We start from the raw sequence: 18684 nt of genomic DNA, 5'->3' as shown, positions 1-18684 counted from the left end.
GTGTACGGTCTGATCTGGCGGCTCATCCCCGGCCCCTGGTTCGTCAAGCTCGTCGTGTCCCTCGCCCTGGTCGCGGGCGCGGCGGCACTGCTGTGGTACGTCGTCTTCCCGTGGGCCGACCCGTACCTGCCGTTCAACGACGTGACCGTCGACGGGGGAGAAGCGGTCTACGGCACGACCCCCGAGGGGGCGGCCGAGCCGGACGAGGGCGGGTAGGCGACGCCCGGTGGACGCCGTGGGTGGAGGCCGAGCGGGAGGCTCGGCCTCCACCGTGTTGTCGGGGGTGGGCACCGATACCCTCGACCCGTGATGATCTGGGGAAGCGCACGATGACTCTGCTTGAGGCGAACAGCACCGAGGACCGGTTGCGCGGTCTGCGCAACTGGCAGCGAGCGGCGTTCGAGGAGTACTTCCGGCGCGAGCCGCGGGACTTCCTGGCGGTGGCCACGCCCGGGGCGGGCAAGACCACGTTCGCGCTGACCCTGGCCAGCGAACTGCTGGCGCGGCACGTGGTCCGCGCCGTCACCGTGGTGTGCCCCACCGAGCACCTGAAGAAGCAGTGGGCCGAGGCCGCCGCGCGGTTCAACATCCCCCTCGACCCGGACTTCAAGAACGGCCAGGGCGCGCTCGGCAAGCACTTCGTCGGCGCGGCCGTCACCTACGCGCAGGTCGCCGCGCACCCCATGCTGCACCGCAACCGCACCGAGGCCCGCCGCACCCTGGTGATCTTCGACGAGATCCACCACGCGGGCGACGCGCTGTCGTGGGGCGAGGCCGTGCGCGAGGCGTTCGACCCGGCGGCACGGCGGCTCTGCCTGACCGGGACGCCGTTCCGCTCCGACACCAACCCGATCCCGTTCGTCGACTACGTGCAGGACCACACCGGCGTGCGCCGCTGCTCCTGGGACTACAGCTACGGGTACGCGCCCGCGCTGGCGGACGGCGTGGTGCGGCCGGTCATCTTCCTGGCCTACTCGGGGGAGATGCGCTGGCGGACCAAGGCCGGCGACGAACTGGCCGCCCGGCTCGGCGAGCCGCTCACCTCCGACGCGCTCTCCCAGGCGTGGCGGGCGGCCCTGGATCCCAAGGGCGACTGGATCAAGCGGGTGCTGGCCGCGGCCGACCGGCGGCTGACCGAGGTGCGCAAGCACACCCCTGATGCGGGCGGTCTGGTGATCGCCTCCGACCACGAGAACGCCCGGGCCTACGCGCGCATCCTGCGTCAGATCACGGGCCGGGGCGCCACCGTCGTGCTGTCGGACGACCCGACCGCGAGCAGGAAGATCACCCAGTTCGCCGAGTCCGACGACCGCTGGATGGTGGCGGTGAAGATGGTCTCGGAGGGGGTGGACGTGCCCCGGCTGATGGTCGGCGTCTACGCCACCTCCACCAGCACCCCGCTGTTCTTCGCCCAGGCGGTGGGGCGTTTCGTGCGGGTGCGCCGCCGCGGCGAGATCGCCTCGGTGTTCCTGCCCTCCATCCCGGTCCTGCTGGAGTACGCCAGCGAGATGGAGCGGGAACGCGACCACGTGCTGGACCGGCCGATCAAGGAGGACGACGGCTTCGACCCGGAGCAGGAGCTCCTCAACGAGGCCCGCAAGAAGCGGGACACCCCCGACGCGGGCGACGAGCTGCCCTTCGAGACGATGGAGTCGGCGGCCGAGTTCGACCGGGCCCTCTACGACGGCGGCGAGATCGGCGGGGGCGAGCCCGACGAGGAGGAGTTCCTCGGTCTGCCCGGGCTGCTGGAGCCCGACCAGGTCGCCGTGCTGCTGCGCAGGCGCAGACAGGAGCAGGCGGCCCGGCGGGCCGAGCCGCAGGAACGGCAGCGGCCCGAGCACGAGGTGGTGGCCGAGCTGCGCCGGGAGCTCAACAGCCTGGTGGGCGCCTGGCACCACCGCACCGGCCAGCCGCACGCGACCATCCACACCCAGCTGCGCCGCGCCTGCGGGGGGCCTCCGGTCGCCCAGGCCACCGCCGAGCAGCTGCGCCGGCGCATCGCGAAGCTGCGGGCGTGGGCGGTGGGGGAGGACTGACCCCGCCGCGGCCGGGGCCCGGGGCACAAAAGGCGACCGGGGAGGTCGGGAGCGTCAGCAAAAATAACGAAAAGGCCCCTCTTTCGCGGGGGCTTCTCGCGCAACTCCGATTGGCTGAGGTATACCTAAGTCAGATCTAATGAGGTTAGCCTCACTTTAATTCTCTTCTGGTTGCCTTGCGGCGCCGTGGCTGTGCGGCCCGGCTGCCGTCCGCCCTGCCTCCTGTCCCTTGTGGTGCCGTCGCTCCTCGGCGATGAGGATATGGGATTTTGACGTCATGTCGTCATCATTGCCAGAAAAGACAACTTAGGTTAGCTTTACCTTGCTTTTGGGGTGTGGTGCGGCACGCGGACCTCCGCGGCCGACCCGCGTCCCCTTCCCCCTTCCCGGCCCGCCCACGCGGAGACCGGACGAAAAACAAGGAGTCCACACATGAACCTGGGTATGCGCCGGGCCGCCACGGTCCTGGTGACCGCAGGTCTCGCGGCAGCGGTCAGCGCACTGCCCGCCTCCGCCAACACCACGGTGCCCGTCACCGGCGGCAGCGGCGACTGGGGCGTCAAGCTCTCCTTCCGCAACTACATCAAGGGCCCCGTCGCCCACGGCAGCACCGAGCTGTCCGGCGGAGCCACCGAGAACGCCGACGGCACCTACTCCTTCCCCGTCGTCTCGGGCAGCTACGACACCGCCACCGGCAAGACCGTCATCCAGTTCGGCGGAGGAGTCGCCTACGAGGGGCACGGCGGCATCCTCCAGGTCCAGATCGAGGACCTGCGCCTGGAGATCGTCAACGGAGAGGGCGACCTCTACGCCGACATGGCCAGCAGCTCCCCCAGCAGCTCCGAGCTGACCCACTACCCCGACGTCAACCTGGCCGACCTCGACCTCAGCGGCGGTCAGCCGACCCTCAACGGCACCACGCTGAGCCTCGGTTCCACCCCGGCGACCCTCACCGAGGAGGGCAGCCCCGCCTTCGCGGGCTTCTACGCCCCCGGAAGCGAACTGGACCCGATCTCCTTCTCCGCCACCGTCGACACCGGCAGCGGCGGCGGACAGACCCCGCCCCCGGCCGGCGGCAGCAGCGCCGACCAGCAGATCCTCGCCGACGTGGCCGCAGGCCCGCTGACCCTCTCGGTCGCGGACGGCACGGTCCAGCTGTCCGGCTCCGCGCTGGACGGCAACGGCACCCACCAGACCGCCACCGGCGCCCTGAACACCGCCACCGTCTCCGACCTGCGCGGCACCAACGCCGGCTGGAACCTGGTCGGCCAGGTCAGCGACTTCACCGGCGACGTGGGCACCATCGGCGCGGAGAACCTCGGCTGGCAGCCCAGCGCCGCGGCCGTCGACACCGGCCTCGGCACGCCCGGAACGGTGACCGCCGGAAACGCGGTCCAGCCCGGACAGGGCCTGGGCGTCGCCCGGACCCTGGCCTCCGCCGCCCCCGGCTCCTCGGCCGGAACCTTCACCGCCGACGCCCAGCTGACCCTGGGCATCCCCGCCGACACCGTCCCCGGCGACTACGCGGCGGTGCTCACCCTCACCCTCAGCTGATCCCAGCCGGTGCGGGACGGGGGCACTCCCCTCCCGCACCCCTACCCCCTCATGGTCGTCACGATGCCCCTGTCCCGTCCCCTCCGCGGCGCTGCGGCCGCCACCGTCATCCTGGCCGTCGGCGTCTCGCCGGCGCTGGCCGCTCCGGTCCCCGACGCACCGGACCGCCACTACGCGCTCCACCCCCTCACCGGCGACGTCTACCTGCTGCGCGACCTTTCCGTCCCGGAGCAACCGGCCCCGGAGCGGACCGCCGCTGGGGACGACGCCCCGGACCGGGACGGCACCCCCGCCCAGGAGCTGCTCCGCGTCCTCGACCCGGACCCGGCCGCACTGTCCGGGGCCGACGCGCACCTCCCCGAGGAGGCGCTCGTCCCGCTGGCGCACACCCCTGTCGCCGACCCCGCGGACTTCTTCGTCGTGGCCCTTGACGGCACCCTGCACACCGTGCACGCGGACGAGGAGGAGACGCTGCTGGTCAGCTACCGCGCCCCCGACGGCCGCGGCGGGGCGCGGCACCCCGAGGCGGAGGAGCCGCCCCGCGGCGCGGACGGTGAAGAGCCCGGCGCCTACACCGTCGACATCCACCCGCTCCCCGACACCCCCGACCTTGCGGCGGTGCGCAGCGACGAGCGCGGTGTCTTCCTGATCGCCGAGGACGGCTCCGTCCTGCTGCTGGAGCACACCGAGGACGCCGACGGTGCCCTGGAGGTCACCCTCACCCCGTATGCGGGCCCCGCCCCCGACCGGGAGCCCTGGCAGCCCCCAGAGGAGGCCGTGGAGCCCCCGGCGGAGGCCGCGGAGCCCCCGAACCACCCGGCGGAGGCCGGGCCGCACACCGGGGGAGCGGCACCCGCCGACGCGGAACCCGACGGAACGGACGGGGCTCGACCCCCGCAGCCGGAGGCCGCCACCGACCCCGTACGCTCCGAGACGGCCGCCGACCCCGCCGCGGAGCCCGGAGCCCTGGTGATGACCCTCCCCGAAGGACCGGTCCTGCTCTCCGGACCGCAGCTGAGCGGGGACGGCTCACACCAGCGGGTCACCGGGGACCTGGCCCCCGCCACCGTCTCCGACCTGCGCGGCACCGGCGCGGGCTGGAGCCTCGTGGGCCAGGTCAGCGACCTGCGCGGCACCACGGGCGCCAGCATCGGTGCCCACCTGCTCGGTTGGGAGCCCGCCGCCGAGGTCCTCGACGGCCCCGCCGGCTCCGGTGTCCGCCCGGGAGCGGCGGTCCGCCCCGGCGACGGGCTGGCCGTCCCGCGCACCCTGTGCGCCACGGAGGCGGGTAGCGGCCCCGGAGTGTTCACCTGCCGGGCCGGACTGGAACTGGGCATCCCCGCGGACACCCCCTCAGGGGAGTACGTGGGCGTCCTCACCCTCACCCTCAGCTGACCCGGCCGCCCCGACCGACCCGCCCTGTTCAGGACGTCCTGAACCCGCCCCCTGGAGAACAGCACCGTGACAGCCACCCCTTCGTCCCGGATCGCGCGCCTCGGCGTGGTCGGCCTGCTGCTGTACGCCCTCACCGCCCCGGCCGCCCCGGCCCTGGCCGACCCGCGCCCCGACGCCGACTCCGAGGGCGGCGGCGCGGCCCCGCACACGGCAGCCTCCGACCAGGGCCTCCGCTGGTCGGTGGCACCCTCCAACGCCGACGGCGAACTCGGCCGCAGCTTCTTCGTCTACGACCTGCAACCCGGTCAGACCATCGAGGACTGGGTGGCTATCACCAACCACGGCGACGAGACGATGACCTTCTCCGTCTACGGGACGGACGCCTTCAACACCCCCGACGGCTCCTTCGCCCTGCTGCCCGCCGATGAGGAGCCCACCCTCGCCGGAACCTGGATCGACCTCGCCCCCGAGGACCGGACCGTCGAGGTGGAGGCGGGCCAGACCCGCGTCGTGCCGTTCGACATCACCGTCCCCGAGGACGCCGAACCCGGGGACCACGCCGCCGGCGTCATCGCCTCGGTGTCCCAGGACGCCGTCAACGCCCAGGGGCAGCTGGTGCGGGTGGACCGGCGCATCGCGGCCCGCGTCTACCTGCGCGTGGACGGCCCCGTCCGCCCCTCCCTGCAGATTGACGCGATCCGCACCGAGTACCGCGCACCCCAGTGGTGGAACCCCTTCGCGACCGGCGAGGTCACCGTCACCTATCAGGTGCGCAACACCGGCAACCTGCGGCTGGTCGCCTCCGGACAGGTGGCGGCCGAGGGGCCCTTCGGGGCCTCACTGGGCGATCCGGTGACCGAGGAGGTGCCGGAGATGCTGCCCGGCACCGTCTACGAGTACACCCGCACCATCGCGGACGTCTACCCGCTCTTCTGGCTGAACGGCAAGGTCGCCCTCACCCCCGAGGCGGCGCCGCAGGCACCGGAGAGCCCCGGCCTGGAACCGGTCGTCCGCGCCGACTCCGTCATCGCCGTCCCCTGGGTTCCCGTGCTCGCCGCGGTCCTGCTCACCGCGGTGCTGCTGTGGCGCCGCCGCCGCGCCAAGCGCCGGTTCCAGACGGCGGTGGCCGCCGCCGTGGCCCGGGCCCGGGAGCAGGAAGCTGCCGCGGCCCGGGAAGCACAGCACCCCGATCCGGCCGACGGGGAGGCCGCCCCCGCGGACGCCGCACAGGAGCAGGCCGCCTCCGAGGAGGAACGGACCGATCCGGAGGAGCCGAAGCCGTGACCCCGCTCCGCCGGATCCTGCTCCTCGCCGCCGCGCTGCTGGTCTGCGCGACCGCACCGGCGGCCGCGCAGACCGCGGACATCGACCCGCGGTTCACCCTGGACGCGGCCTCGGCGCGCGTCGGCGACACCGTGGTGGTGCGCCTGTACGGCTGGCCGCAGGGCGTGGTCACCGTACGGGTGTGCGGCGGCGGGGAGTACATCCGGTCCAGCGACTGCGCGCTCACCGACGCGGTGACCGTGACCGCCGACGAGAACGGCGAGGGCCGCGGCCTGCTCACCATCACCGCGCCGCCCGTGGGCTGCCCCTGCGTGGTAGAGGCCCTGGACGTCACCGGCCGGCACCGGGCCGCCGCCGACTTCCCCATCGAGGGGGTGCCGCTCCTCAGCGCGGAGGAGCGCCAGCAGCGCATCGACGAACGCAACCCCGGCGGAGCGGTCCGCATGCTCACCGTCACCGACTTCCGGTTCCTCGCCGAGGAGGACGGCCCGTGGTGGCGCGACTGGCGGACCTGGTTCGCGCTGCCCGTCCAGCGCACCGCGCGGCTGACCGTGGCCAACACCGGAGCCGAAACCGTCACCCAGCCCGCCGTCTCCGTCGCGGTGGGACGCGGTGCGGACGCGACCACCGTCGTCTACCCGCCCCGCATCCGCGAACTGGACCCCGGCCAGGAGGCCACCTACGACTTCCCGGTGGACCTGCCCGCACCGGTGATCGGCACCTACACGGTCCGCGGCGAGATCGCGGGCATGGACGAACCGGTGGTCTTCGAGACAACCGCGAAGAGCTGGCCGTGGGGGCTGCTGGGTACCGGGGCGCTGCTGCTCGGGTTCACCGCCATGTGGCTGCTCTCCGGCTGGGTCGTCGCGGTGTTCCGCGCCGTGGGACGGGTCGCCGGCGCGGTGTCCCGGATCTCCGGGAGGCGCCGGCGTTCCCACCGGCATCCGGCCGCCGCGGCTCCCCCACCGGAAACGGAGCACGCGGACCTGCGGTGAGCACGGTCGGCTGCCCCGTCAATCCCCAGAAGTGGCGGTGACGGATGCGCGGGGGCGTTGTTACGGTTCCCGAACCAGACCACACCCGGGATCGGGGCCGTATCCGAAACGGCGGTACGCGCCGGCTGCGCGGCCAGCCCCGTTCCGCACCGCACTGGAGCGCCCATGCCGCCCGCACCGCCTGCCACACCGCCCGCACTCCCGCCCGAACTGCGGGAACCAGAACCGGGAGACCCCTCGACCATCGGCCCGTTCCGGGTGGTGGGACGGCTGGGCGCGGGCGGCATGGGCGTCGTCTACGGGGCGCTGGACGACGCCGACCGCTGCGTGGCGGTCAAGGTGATCAAACCCGACCACGCCGGCAGCGCCCGCTACCGGGCGCTGTTCGCCCGGGAGGCCGCGCTGCTCGCCCGGATCGACGCCGAGTGCGCGCCGCGGTTCCTCGGCGCGGACCCGGACGCGCCGTCGCCGTGGCTGGCCACCGAGTTCGTCCCCGGCCGCACCCTGCGGCAGCGGGCGCAGGAGCGCGCGGAGCGGGGCGAGCCGCCGCTCACCGGTGACGCCCTGGTGGCCTTCGCGGCCGGGACCGCCGAGGCCCTGGCGGCGATCCACGCTGCCGGAGTGGTGCACCTCGACGTCAAACCCGGCAACATCATGCTCTCCCCCGACGGCCCCCGAGTGCTCGACTTCGGCATCGCCCGCGCGGTCGAGGCCGCGGCCGGCCGCAGCACCCACGGAACCCCCGGGTGGGTCTCCCCGGAGCGGCTGGCCGGAGACGCGGGAGGACCGGCCGCCGACATGTTCGCCTGGGGCGGCCTGGTCGCCTACGCGGCCACCGGGAGGCCGCCGTTCGGCACGGGCCCCTCCGCCGAACTGGCCGAACGGGTGCGCGCGGGGGAGTACGACATCGACGGGGTGCCCGACGAGCTGCGCGGCCTCGTGGAGCGGGCGCTGTCCGCCGACCCCGAGGCGCGGCCCACCGCGGTCGAGGCGCTGGACGCGGTCCTGCGCCTCGGCGCGGAGGCCGACGCCCGGGCCCGCCGGGCGCGGCTGCGCGCGCTGCTGGACCGCGTCTGGACCGGGTTCGACGCGGCCGGCCACCGCCCCGCCGCCTGGGTCGCGATGGCCGGGGCCCTCGCCCTGGCCACCTCCAGCGGAGTGGCCGGCGGCACCGCCGCCGCGGGCAAGGCGACCGGAGCGGCGGCGGGCGGCTCCGCGTCCGGTGGTTCCGCCGCGGGCGGCTCCGCCTCGGCGGCCTCCCCCGGTGCGACCGCCACGGGCTGGGCGGCCGGGGCCAACAAGGGGGTCCTCGCGGCCGTGGCCGCGGTCACCGCCCTGGTGGTGGCCGCCGGAGCCTGGACGATCGGGCGCATCACCACCGACCAGCCGGTCCTGCCGCTGGCCGGAACGGGCCCGGAGGAGACCGCGGCCGCCGAGGAGCCCCCCGCCCCGGCGACGCAGACCGTCGAGTACCGGGGACTGGAACTGACCTTCCCCGCCGACTGGACGGTCACCTCCGTCCAGGACGTCACCTTCGAGGACGTCCAGGACCCCACCGCCGGGCAGGTCGTCGACGACTTCCTTATCGCGTGGGCGCCGGACCAGGCGGACTGCGCCGAGATCGACTGGGCCGGGCAGTGGGCGTGGCGGGAACGCAACTGCGTCCACGTCAAGATCCTCGGCCCGGGAGCGATCATCTTCACCGGCCTCATCGACTCCGCCGCCCACTCCGGCCGCAGCATCACCGAGGACGACGAGCGGGGCATGTTCTACCCGAGTACCCAGGGCGGGATGCCCTGCCCCAGCGCCAACGGGGTCAACCCCTACGGCGCGGGCGGGGAGGACTACGCCCCCGCGGACGACCTGCGCAGCGTGGAGGAGCTCGGCGGCCACGATTGGGGGATGCCGCTCGCAGCCGAACGCGTCACCGTCCGCGGAGAGGACGCCCTCTACCGCGAGTACCCGGTCACCTGCGTCAGACCGCAGGACTTCCCCCTCGCCGAGGACACCTACTACCTCCAGCGCTCCTGGTTCCTGCCGGGGCCGCAGATCCTCGTCGTGGACGAGTACGGCATCGCCGAACTCGACGAGGTCATGGCCGCCTGATCCGGCAGCCGTGGCTCCTCCCGGCCGCCGCGCCGGCGGGAGCCACGGCGGACACCTGTCCGGGAACGGCCAACCTGTTGACCGCCGCGCGGAAACGGAGCGGGAAGAAGACGACCCGCCGTCCACCCCCGGAGAACACCGCGCCCGCTGACGCGGACCCCCTGGACCTCCCGTACCCCAGCCCTCGCCCGCGGAGCAGGCCCGCAACCGGAAGAACCGGGCCGCCGCCCTGACCGCGCTCGGCGTCGCCGCGGCCGTGCTGGCGGCGGCCGCCGCCACCGCCGCCCACCAGTCGCCGGCGATCACCGCACCCGCTCCGGTCGGCGACCGCAAGGCGCTCTACCGGGAGTACCGGATCGCCTGCGCCACCCGGGACACCGGAGAAGGAGCATCCTACGAGCAGCGCCCCTGGCTGTTGCCCGAGTCGCAGACCCTCCTCGTGGACGAGTACGGCCTCGACGGGATCGACACGATCCGCGCCGACGGGGGAGTTCGTCCCCGCCGCCGCAGGGGCGGACTGGCGGACCGGACACGCCGATAAGCTTTTCTCATGGCAGCGACCAAGACCTACCTCACGGGTGTCAAACCCACCGGTGAACCCCACCTGGGCAACTACCTCGGCGCGCTCAAGCCCGCCCTGGAGGCCGCACGCGAGTACGACGCGTACTACTTCATCGCCGACTACCACGCGCTCACCACGGTCCGCGACCCCGAGGTGATGCGGCACAACATCCGGTCGGTCGCCGCCACCTGGCTGGCCTGCGGTCTCGACCCCGAACGCACCGTCATCTATCGCCAGTCCGACATCCCCGAGACGTTCGAACTGACCTGGATCCTGTCCTGCGTCACCGGCAAGGGGCTGATGAATCGGGCCCACGCCTACAAGGCGGCCCGCGACCGCAACGCCGCCGCCGGGATCGCCGACCTGGACGCCGGGGTCAACATGGGGCTGTTCAACTACCCCATCCTCATGGCCGTCGACATTCTCATCATGGAGACCGACCTGGTCCCGGTCGGCCGCGACCAGGCCCAGCACGTCGAGTACGCCGCCGACATCGCGGGCTCCTTCAACCACCTGTTCGGCGACGGCTACACCTTCCGCATCCCCCAGGGGGTCTTCCCCGAGGGCGACGCCAGCGTGCTGCCCGGCATCGACGGGCGCAAGATGAGCAAGTCCTACGACAACCACATCCCGCTGTTTCTGTCCGAGAACAAACTGAAGAAGCTCGTCCGGCGCATCCCCACCGACAGCACCCCGGTGGAGGAGCCCAAGGACCCCGACTCCTCCGTCGTCTTCCAACTGCTCACCCACTTCGCCGGAGCCGAGCAGGTCGCCGAGACCCGCAAGCGCCTGGAGGCGGGCGGCATGGGCTGGGGAGAGCTGAAGAACGAACTGTTCGAGGCCATCAACGCCGAGGTCGCCCCCAAACGGGAGCGCTACGAGGAGCTCATGGCCGCCGACAGCGAACTCGACGACATCCTCGCCGACGGCGCCCGCCGCGCCCGCGAACGCGCCCGCCGGGTCCTGGACCAGGTGCGCGCCGCCATCGGGATCGACTGACCCGCCGACCGCGGCCGCGCACGGGCCTCCCGGACCAGGGAGGCCCGTTCTTCGGATGGAGGACCGCCGCCCGTGACCGGAAACGGCCATCCGTCCCGGAAACCGGGACGAGAGGAGCATCAAGGGGATTCGTCCGCCGCCGTCCCCGCCGTCCCGGAGTGGTGAGGTCCCACGATCTCGGCTCCGCGCCCGGTACCGGGAGTACCCGGTGCCCTGCGCCGACGGGGGCCTTGACCTGCTCTGCTACGAGCAGCGGACCTGGTTCCTGCCCGAGTCGCAGATCTTCGTGGTGGACGAGTACGGCCTCGACGGGCTCGCCGCGGCCGCCGTCAGGCCACCACCGGCTCGCCCTCCAGGACCACGTCCGCCTCGGTCAGCTCCCGCAGCGCCTTGTCCACGGTCGGGCGGGCCACGCCCGCGGTCATCCCCAGCAGCACCCGCGCCCCGAACCCGGCGCGGACCGCGTCCAGGGCGGTGGCGCGCACGCAGTGGTCGGTGGCGATGCCCACCACGTCCACGTCGGTGACCCCGTGCCGCCGCAGCCACTCCTCCAGGGACACGCCCTCGGCGGTGGCCCCCTCGAAGCCGCTGTAGGCGGCCTCGTAGGCGCCCTTGTCGAAGACCGCCTCGACCGGTTCGGTCACCAGGTTCGGGTGGAACTCCGCTCCGGGAGTGCCCGCCACGCAGTGCGGCGGCCAGGAGTCCACGAAGTCGGGCGTGTCCGAGAAGTGCGACCCCGGGTCCACGTGGTGGTCCCGGGTGGCCACCACGTGGGCGTAGTCGCCGCCCCGCTCCGCCAGGTACGCGGAGATGGCCGAGGCCACGTCCGCGCCGCCGGACACCGCCAGGCTTCCGCCCTCGCAGAAGTCGTTCTGCACGTCGACGACGATCAGTGCCTTCTTCATGTCGAAACCTTCCTTCCGTCCGGGCCGGACCGGCTCCCCGTCCCGCCCGTGAGCCTCACAGGGAGAGACGCTGCTCGAAGACCGTGGGGATCGCGGGCTCCCCCCGGGACATCTGGCGGGCGGTCGCCGGAAGCTCGGCGACCGAGCGGGCGTGCCGCTCCCGAGCCGCCTCCAACGGCTCCCGCCCCACGATCTCGCCCCCGCGCACCAGCGGAACCAGCAGCGGCCGCTCCAGCGGGGTCAGCTCCGGCTCGTGGGCGAAGACGCGCTCGGACGTGGCCACCCCGCGGTCGTCCAGGCGCCGTGCCGCCCACTTGCGCCCCCCCTTGCTGGGCTTACCCACCGAGCGCTTGGCCACCGGCGACAGCGGGGCGTCCGGGGCGTCGCTCTGCGCGCGCGCCACCAGTTTGTACACCAGCGACGCGGTGGGCGCCCCGGAGCCGGTGACCAGCGCGGTGCCCACCCCGTAGCCGTCCACCGGGGCGATCGCCAACGCCTGGATGGAGTACTCGTCGAGGTCGCCGGTGACGATGATGCGGGTCCCGGTGGCGCCCTTGCCGTCCAGGAACTTGCGGACCTGGATCGCCAGCTCCTCCAGGTCGCCCGAGTCCAGCCGGACCGCGCCCAGCTCCGGACCGGCCAGTTCCACGGCGGTGTTCACGGCCCGCATCACCTCGTAGGTGTCCACCAGCAGCGTGGTCCCCGTGCCCAGCGACGCCAGCTGCGCGGCGAACGCGCTGCGCTCGTTGTCGTGCAGCAGGGTGAACGCGTGCGCGCTGGTGCCGGTGGTGGGGATGCCGTGGCGGCGTCCGGCCTCCAGGTTGGAGGTGGCGTCGAAACCCGCGAGGTAGGCGGCGCGGGCCGCGGCCACCGCGGCCTCCTCATGGGTGCGCCGGGACCCCATCTCGATCAGCGGACGCCCGTGGGCGGCGTGCACCATTCGCGAGGCCGCCGAGGCGATCGCGCAGTCGTGGTTGTAGATCGACAGCGCCAGCGTCTCCAGCACCACGCACTCGGCGAAGGAGCCCTCCACCACCAGGATGGGCGAACCGGGAAAGAAGCAGTCGCCCTCGGCGTAACCCCAGATATCACCGGAAAAACGGTAGTCGGCGAGGAAGGAGAGGGTAGGGTCGTCCACGATCCCGTTCCGGGCCAGGAAGTCCAGGACCTCGGGGTCGAAACGGAAACGCTCCAGGGCGTCCAGGAACCGTCCGGTTCCCGCGACAACACCGTAACGGCGTGTCTCCGGCAGCCGCCGGGCGAACATCTCGAAGACGGTTCTGCGCTGTGCCGCACCGCTGTGCAGCGCAGCCTGCACCATGGTCAGTTCGTAGTGGTCGGTGAGAAGCGCACTGCTCCAGCGTTCGGTCATGGCATCCCACCCTAGTTTGTGTCTGTCAGGAAGAAAATCGGTTCAGGGGCCGACACACGGGGCGGGCCCCTCCCGGAACGCGGGAGGGGACGGCGGAACACGCCACCGGCCACGGCCCACAGCGAGACGAGACAGCGAGGAGGGAAGAGCACCATGACCGCCCTACCGGTCGAACTCGACGAACCGCGCATCGAGGAGCACAACCGACCGGACGTGCCGTGGGTCACGATCGTCTGGAACGACCCCGTCAACCTGATGAGCTACGTCACCTACGTCTTCCAGAAGGTCTTCGGGTACTCCAGGGCCAAGGCCCACAAGCTCATGGAGGACGTGCACTACCAGGGCAAGGCGGTCGTCTCCAGCGGCACTCGTGAGGAGATGGAGCGCCACGTCGCCACCCTGCACGAGTACGGGCTGTGGGCGACCCTCCAGCAGGACAGGTGACCGAGGGGCAGACGTGGACCCGACAGCGGAGGCCGACCGTTCATGACCGCCAGATTCCGTTCCGCGCCGCACGGCGGGGTACGCCTCAGGATCAGCCCGGACGAGGCGAGGCTCCTCAGTTCCATGGCCGAACTCCTGCTGCGCATCGTCGAGGAGCCAGAGCAGCAGGACGGACTCGCCGCCCTCGTCGGCATCAGCGACTCCGCGACCAGGCCCGCGGACCCGGTGCTGGCCCGGCTCTTCCCCGACGCCTACACCGACGACTCCGCCGCCGCCACGGACTTCCGCCGCTACACCGAGAACGACCTGCGCCGCCACAAACGGGAGAACGCCCGGCGGGTGGCCGCCGCGATCCCCGCCGAGGGCGGCGAGATCACGCTGGACGCCGACGACGTGCAGGCGTGGCTCAAGGTCCTCACCGACGTGCGGCTCTCCCTGGGCACCCGCATGGGTCTGGAGACCGAGGAGGACGCCTACGCGATGCGCGCCGCCGCCTCACGGGACGAGTCGCTGGCCGCCGCGGCGCACATCTACGAGTGGCTCACCTACGTCCAGGAGTCTCTGGTCCAGGCGGCCTGGCCGGAGTAGGGGCGATCGCGGACCGCCCGCCGCCCCGGACCCGACGCGGCGGGCGGCCGTCGGCACGCCCCGCCGCCACCAGGGCACACCAAGCCATACCTACCGGGTGGGTAGGGATTGCGACTCGGCTAGGCTGAGGAGCATGCTGAGGATTGATCGCTCGATCTACGACCAGATCGTCGCCCACGCCCGACGGGACCACCCGGACGAGGCGTGCGGCATCGTGGCCGGTCCCGAGGGCAGCGACCGGCCCGAACGCTTCGTCGAGATGATCAACGCCGAACGGTCGCCCACGTTCTACCGTTTCGACTCGCTCGAACAGCTCAGGGTCTGGCGCGAGATGGACGAGCGGGGTGAGGAGCCCGTCGTCATCTACCACTCGCACACCGCCACCGAGGCGTACCCGTCGCGGACCGACGTCAGCTACGCTTCCGAGCCGAACGCCCACTACGTCCTGGTCTCCACCCGGGACCCCGACACCGTCGAGTTCCGCTCCTACCGGATCGTCGACGGGGTCGTCACCGAGGAACCGGTCGAGATCGTCGAGCAGGGCTGAGAAAACGGTGCGGCCCCGGAATCACCGGAGCGCCGCGCATGTTGAACCTATCCGGCGGAGCGTCGCGCATCCGCCGCTCGCACCCACAGACTTCTAGACGGAGACACATTCATGGCCATCGAGGTCCGCATCCCGACCATCCTGCGCAACCTCACCGGCGGAGCCAAAACGGTCGACGGGGAGGGGAGCACCCTCTCCGAACTCATCACCAACCTGGACAAGAACCACCCGGGCATCGGTGAGCGCCTCGTCGAGAACGGACAGCTGCGCCGCTTCATCAACGTCTACCTCAACGATGAGGACGTCCGCTTCCTCGGCGGACTGGACACCCCCGTCTCCGACGGCGACACCGTCACGGTCCTGCCGGCCGTCGCCGGCGGCGCGCGCTGAACGTCATGAGGTTCGACTCTCTCCTGGACTCGCTCGGCGGCACCCCGCTGGTCGGGCTGCCGAACCTGTCGCCCTCGCCCGAGGTGCGGCTCTGGGCCAAACTGGAGGACCGCAACCCGACCGGGTCGATCAAGGACCGCGCGGCGTTCTACATGATCGAGCAGGCCGAGAAGGAGGGCCTGCTCACCCCCGGGTGCACCATCCTGGAGCCGACCTCCGGAAACACCGGGATCTCCCTGGCCATGGTCGCCCGGCTGCGCGGCTACCGGATGGTCTGCGTCATGCCCGAGAACACCTCGGCCGAACGCAGCCAGCTGCTGCGCATGTGGGGCGCCGAGGTCCACTACTCCCCGGCCGAGGGCGGGTCGAACGAAGCGGTGCGCGTCGCCAAGCGCATGGCCGCGGAGCACCCCGACTGGGTGATGCTCTACCAGTACGGCAACCCGGCCAACGCCCGGGCCCACTACGAGACGACCGGGCCGGAGCTCCTGGCCGACCTGCCGGAGATCACCCACTTCGTCGCCGGGCTGGGCACCACCGGCACCCTCATGGGCGTCGGCCGCTACCTGCGCGAGCAGCGGCCCGACATCCAGATCGTGGCGGCCGAGCCCCGCTACGGGGAACTCGTCTACGGCCTGCGCAACCTCGACGAGGGGTTCGTTCCCGAGCTGTACGACGAGACGATCCTCAGCACCCGTTTCTCCGTCCCCTCCGACGCGGCGCTGCGCCGCACCCGGGAACTCCTCGACAAAGAGGGGATCTTCGCGGGCATCTCCACCGGCGGCGTGCTGCACGCCGCCCTCGGGGTGGCGGCCCGGGCCGCCAGGGAGGGCAAACGCGCCGACATCGCGTTCATCGTCGCCGACGCCGGATGGAAGTACCTGTCCACCGGAGCCTACGAGGGCACGCTGGAAGAGGCGGAGAAGCGCCTCGAAGGCCAACTCTGGGCCTGAGCCGCCGTACCGCCGCGCCCCGACGCCGGGGCCGCGGCGGTACCACGGCAACCCGCCCCCTGCCTGTCCGCGGAAGAACCGCTTTCGGTTCAATGGTCCCCATGACCCGATTCGACTCCGCGACCGCCGTCGTCCGCGTCGGTGAGAATCGATACGCCGCCGAACTCGATCCCGGATACCTCATCGGCACCGCGATCAACGGCGGCTATCTCATGGCGGTCCTGCAACGGGCCGCGCTCGCCGAATCCGACCACCCGCACGCGGTGTCCTCCTCCTACCACTTCCACCGTCCCGGTGGCGGCGGACCGGCCGAGATCGAGACCGAGGTGGTCAAGCGAGGCCGGACCGTCACCACCGTCCTGGTCACGCTGCGGCAGGAGGGGCGGACCGTCCTCACCGGGACGATCGCGACCGCCACGCTCGACTCGCAGGCGCAGCCCCTCTACGCGACGCCCCCGGCCCCGGTCCCCCCGATCGGACAGTGCCGCAGCTTCGACCCGCGGCAGGGCCAACTGGCCGAGGACGGCTTCCTCGCCAGGGTCGACGTGGGATTCAGCCCCGACAGCTACGCGGCCCTCCTCCGCGAACGCACCGCGGACACCCCCGAACTGTACGGATACGTCGACCTCAGCGCGCGCGACGGCGGCTCGGCCGAGGACCCCGCCGCGTTCCTCCCGCTCGCCGTCGACGCGCTGCCCCCCATCGTCAGCCTGCTGACGGACTGGAGCTGGGCGCCCACCGTCGAGCTCACCTGGCACCTCAGAGCGCTGCCCGAACCCGGGCCGCTCGCCTTCCGGGCGCACAGCACCCTGGTCAGCGACGGATGGTTCGACGAGAACGTCGACCTGTGGGACACCAAGGGACGGCTCGTCGCGCAGAGCCGCCAACTCGCCCGGGTCGGCCGCTGACCACCCCGGACAGGGCGGGGAACCTGTGACCCACATCGCCTGAGGAACGGCCCACAATCAGTACCTACTCGCCGGTACGTGGGGTACACCCGTAACCACTTGGAAAACCCGGAGAAACTCTCCGTGACGCAGTGGCGTCTTCGCGGCAGAAGACGCCTTCACCGAAAAGGCTGTACGACGTGCGACTCACCATCATCGGCCCCTCGGGGAGCTTCCCCGGACCCGCCGGACCCGCGTCCTGTTACCTCGTGGAGGCCGACGGGTTCCGGTTGCTGCTCGACCTGGGCAACGGAGCGCTCGGCACCCTCCAGCGCCACGTTGACATCTACACCATCGACGCCGTCTACCTCTCGCACCTCCACGCCGACCACTGCCTGGACCTGTGCTCCTACTGGGTGGCACGGACCTTCCACCCCGACGGCGGCCCCAAACCCCGCATCCCCGTCTACGGTCCCCCCGGAGTGGCCGACCGGATGGCCCTCGCCTACGGGCTCGACCCCGATCCCGGCATGCGCGAGACCTTCGACTTCCGTGAGCTGAGCCCGGGCACCCTGCGGATCGGCCCCTTCACGGCCACGGTGGACCACGTCAACCACCCCGTCGAGGCGTTCGGCATCCGCTTGGAGCACGACGGCGCGGTCCTCACCTACTCGGGGGACACCGGGGCCTGCAGCGAACTGGTCGAGCTGGCCCGCGACGCCGACCTGTTCCTGTGCGAGGCGTCCTTCCACGACAACCGGGAGCACCCCAAGGACATGCACCTGACCGGAAGCGAGGCGGGGGAGCAGGCCAGCCGGGCCGGCGCGCGCCGACTGCTCCTCACCCACCTGGTCCCCTGGAACGACGACGAGCGCACCCTCGCCGAGGCGCGCAGCACCTACGACGGTCCGGTCGGGCTCGCCGTGTCCGGGGAGGTCCACGAGGTCACCGCGGGCGGCTGAGACCCGCCCGCACAGCAGGGAAAAATCGGGAAAGGCCGCACGTGGCCGAAACCCCGCGGTTGTCCGGTCAAGTGGCTGTGGCGTCCCATGCGCGCCGATAGGCTCGGCAGCATGCCTCGACCTGACGGACGAACCCCGAACCAGCTACGCCCGGTGCGCATCTCGCGCAACTGGCTCCGGCACGCCGAAGGATCCGCGCTCATCGAGTTCGGCGAGACGCGCGTGCTGTGCGCCGCGACAGTGGAGGAAGGCGTCCCCCGGTGGCGCCGCGGCACCGGAGAGGGCTGGGTCACCGCCGAGTACGCCATGCTCCCCCGGGCCACGGACACCAGGGGCACCCGCGAGTCCGTCAAGGGCAGGATCGGTGGCCGCACCCACGAGATCTCCCGCCTCATCGGGCGTTCGCTGCGCGCGGTCGTCGACTTCAAGGCCATGGGGGAGCACACCATCACCCTCGACTGCGACGTCCTCCAGGCCGACGGCGGCACCCGGACCGCCGCCATCACCGGCGCCTACGTGGCCCTCGTCGACGCCGTCCGGTACCTGCGCAGACAGCGCAACCTCAAGACCAACCCGCTGACCGGCTCCGTCGCCGCCGTCAGCGTCGGCATCATCCAGGGGCAGCCCCGACTGGACCTGAACTACCTGGAGGACTCGGTGGCGCAGACCGACATGAACGTCGTCGTCACCGGAGCCGGGGAGTTC

General features: G+C 72.3%; 19 protein-coding genes (1 of these 19 only partly in view). 17 read left to right on the top strand and 2 right to left on the bottom strand.

Annotated features, from left to right (window positions below; all coding sequences use genetic code 11):
* The 9 genes from FOF52_RS12185 (at position 1) to FOF52_RS12145 (ending at position 10931) form a co-directional block, all read left to right on the top strand.
* Positions 1–216: a hypothetical protein gene (locus FOF52_RS12185; RefSeq protein WP_248590085.1), complete on the top strand. Its 216-nt coding sequence runs from the start codon at positions 1–3 to the stop codon at positions 214–216.
* Between the two features lie 113 nt (positions 217–329).
* Complete coding sequence (locus FOF52_RS12180; protein WP_248590084.1) at positions 330–2036, top strand: DEAD/DEAH box helicase; 1707 nt, start codon at positions 330–332, stop codon at positions 2034–2036.
* 432 nt (positions 2037–2468) lie between these two features.
* Entirely contained in the window at positions 2469–3590 is a 1122-nt protein-coding gene (locus FOF52_RS12175) for an HtaA domain-containing protein (RefSeq protein WP_248590083.1), read from the top strand.
* A 63-nt stretch (positions 3591–3653) separates the two neighbouring features.
* The gene (locus tag FOF52_RS12170) at positions 3654–4985 is read left to right on the top strand and encodes a WxL domain-containing protein (protein WP_248590082.1); all 1332 of its coding nucleotides are present in this window, start codon (positions 3654–3656) and stop codon (positions 4983–4985) included.
* Positions 4986–5051: 66 nt separating this feature from the next.
* Positions 5052–6269: a WxL protein peptidoglycan domain-containing protein gene (locus tag FOF52_RS12165; protein ID WP_248590081.1), complete on the top strand. Its 1218-nt coding sequence runs from the start codon at positions 5052–5054 to the stop codon at positions 6267–6269.
* Positions 6266–7264, top strand: coding sequence for a hypothetical protein (locus FOF52_RS12160; protein ID WP_248590080.1), 999 nt, complete (start codon positions 6266–6268; stop codon positions 7262–7264). Before FOF52_RS12165 ends, FOF52_RS12160 begins: the two co-directional genes overlap by 4 nt.
* Positions 7265–7429: 165 nt before the next feature.
* Positions 7430–9370 (top strand): serine/threonine-protein kinase, encoded by a 1941-nt coding sequence (locus FOF52_RS12155; RefSeq protein ID WP_248590079.1) that lies wholly within the window; start codon positions 7430–7432, stop codon positions 9368–9370.
* Positions 9371–9626: 256 nt separating this feature from the next.
* Positions 9627–9911 (top strand): hypothetical protein, encoded by a 285-nt coding sequence (locus FOF52_RS12150; protein ID WP_248590078.1) that lies wholly within the window; start codon positions 9627–9629, stop codon positions 9909–9911.
* A gap of 9 nt (positions 9912–9920) precedes the next feature.
* Complete coding sequence (locus tag FOF52_RS12145) at positions 9921–10931, top strand: tryptophan--tRNA ligase (protein WP_248590077.1); 1011 nt, start codon at positions 9921–9923, stop codon at positions 10929–10931.
* Positions 10932–11260: 329 nt separating this feature from the next.
* On the opposite strand, the gene FOF52_RS12140 is transcribed toward FOF52_RS12145, so the two are convergent.
* Positions 11261–11836 carry a nicotinamidase gene (locus FOF52_RS12140; RefSeq protein WP_248590076.1) on the bottom strand — a complete coding sequence of 192 codons (576 nt, stop codon included), beginning with the start codon at positions 11834–11836 and terminating at the stop codon, positions 11261–11263.
* 55 nt (positions 11837–11891) lie between these two features.
* The gene (locus FOF52_RS12135; RefSeq protein WP_248590075.1) at positions 11892–13208 is read right to left on the bottom strand and encodes a nicotinate phosphoribosyltransferase; all 1317 of its coding nucleotides are present in this window, start codon (positions 13206–13208) and stop codon (positions 11892–11894) included.
* A 153-nt stretch (positions 13209–13361) separates the two neighbouring features.
* Here FOF52_RS12135 and clpS point away from each other — a divergent pair, with 153 nt between their 5' ends.
* The 8 genes from clpS to rph all read left to right on the top strand — a co-directional run.
* On the top strand, positions 13362–13652 hold the full coding sequence (gene clpS, locus FOF52_RS12130) for an ATP-dependent Clp protease adapter ClpS (RefSeq protein WP_248590074.1): 291 nt from the start codon (positions 13362–13364) through the stop codon (positions 13650–13652).
* A 42-nt stretch (positions 13653–13694) separates the two neighbouring features.
* Positions 13695–14240, top strand: coding sequence for a DUF2017 domain-containing protein (locus tag FOF52_RS12125; RefSeq protein ID WP_248590073.1), 546 nt, complete (start codon positions 13695–13697; stop codon positions 14238–14240).
* A 133-nt stretch (positions 14241–14373) separates the two neighbouring features.
* A complete protein-coding gene (locus tag FOF52_RS12120; RefSeq protein ID WP_248590072.1) occupies positions 14374–14787 on the top strand; it encodes a M67 family metallopeptidase in 414 nt (137 codons plus the stop codon).
* Positions 14788–14898: 111 nt separating this feature from the next.
* Complete coding sequence (locus FOF52_RS12115; RefSeq protein ID WP_248590071.1) at positions 14899–15177, top strand: MoaD/ThiS family protein; 279 nt, start codon at positions 14899–14901, stop codon at positions 15175–15177.
* Positions 15178–15182: 5 nt separating this feature from the next.
* Positions 15183–16130, top strand: coding sequence for a PLP-dependent cysteine synthase family protein (locus tag FOF52_RS12110; protein ID WP_248590070.1), 948 nt, complete (start codon positions 15183–15185; stop codon positions 16128–16130).
* 101 nt (positions 16131–16231) lie between these two features.
* A complete protein-coding gene (locus FOF52_RS12105) occupies positions 16232–17038 on the top strand; it encodes a thioesterase family protein (protein WP_248590069.1) in 807 nt (268 codons plus the stop codon).
* A 179-nt stretch (positions 17039–17217) separates the two neighbouring features.
* Positions 17218–17979 (top strand): MBL fold metallo-hydrolase, encoded by a 762-nt coding sequence (locus FOF52_RS12100; RefSeq protein WP_248590068.1) that lies wholly within the window; start codon positions 17218–17220, stop codon positions 17977–17979.
* Positions 17980–18090: 111 nt separating this feature from the next.
* Positions 18091–18684, top strand: partial view of a ribonuclease PH gene (gene rph, locus FOF52_RS12095; protein WP_248590067.1) — the 5' portion only. 126 nt of this gene lie beyond the right edge of the window; the window shows 594 of its 720 coding nt (coding positions 1–594); it begins with the start codon at positions 18091–18093; its stop codon lies beyond the right edge, outside the window.

This window comes from Thermobifida alba (genome assembly GCF_023208015.1).
GTDB lineage: Bacteria > Actinomycetota > Actinomycetes > Streptosporangiales > Streptosporangiaceae > Thermobifida > Thermobifida alba.
The sequence above is the reverse complement of the archived record's forward strand: the minus strand, read 5'-3'. Positions and strand labels throughout refer to the sequence as shown.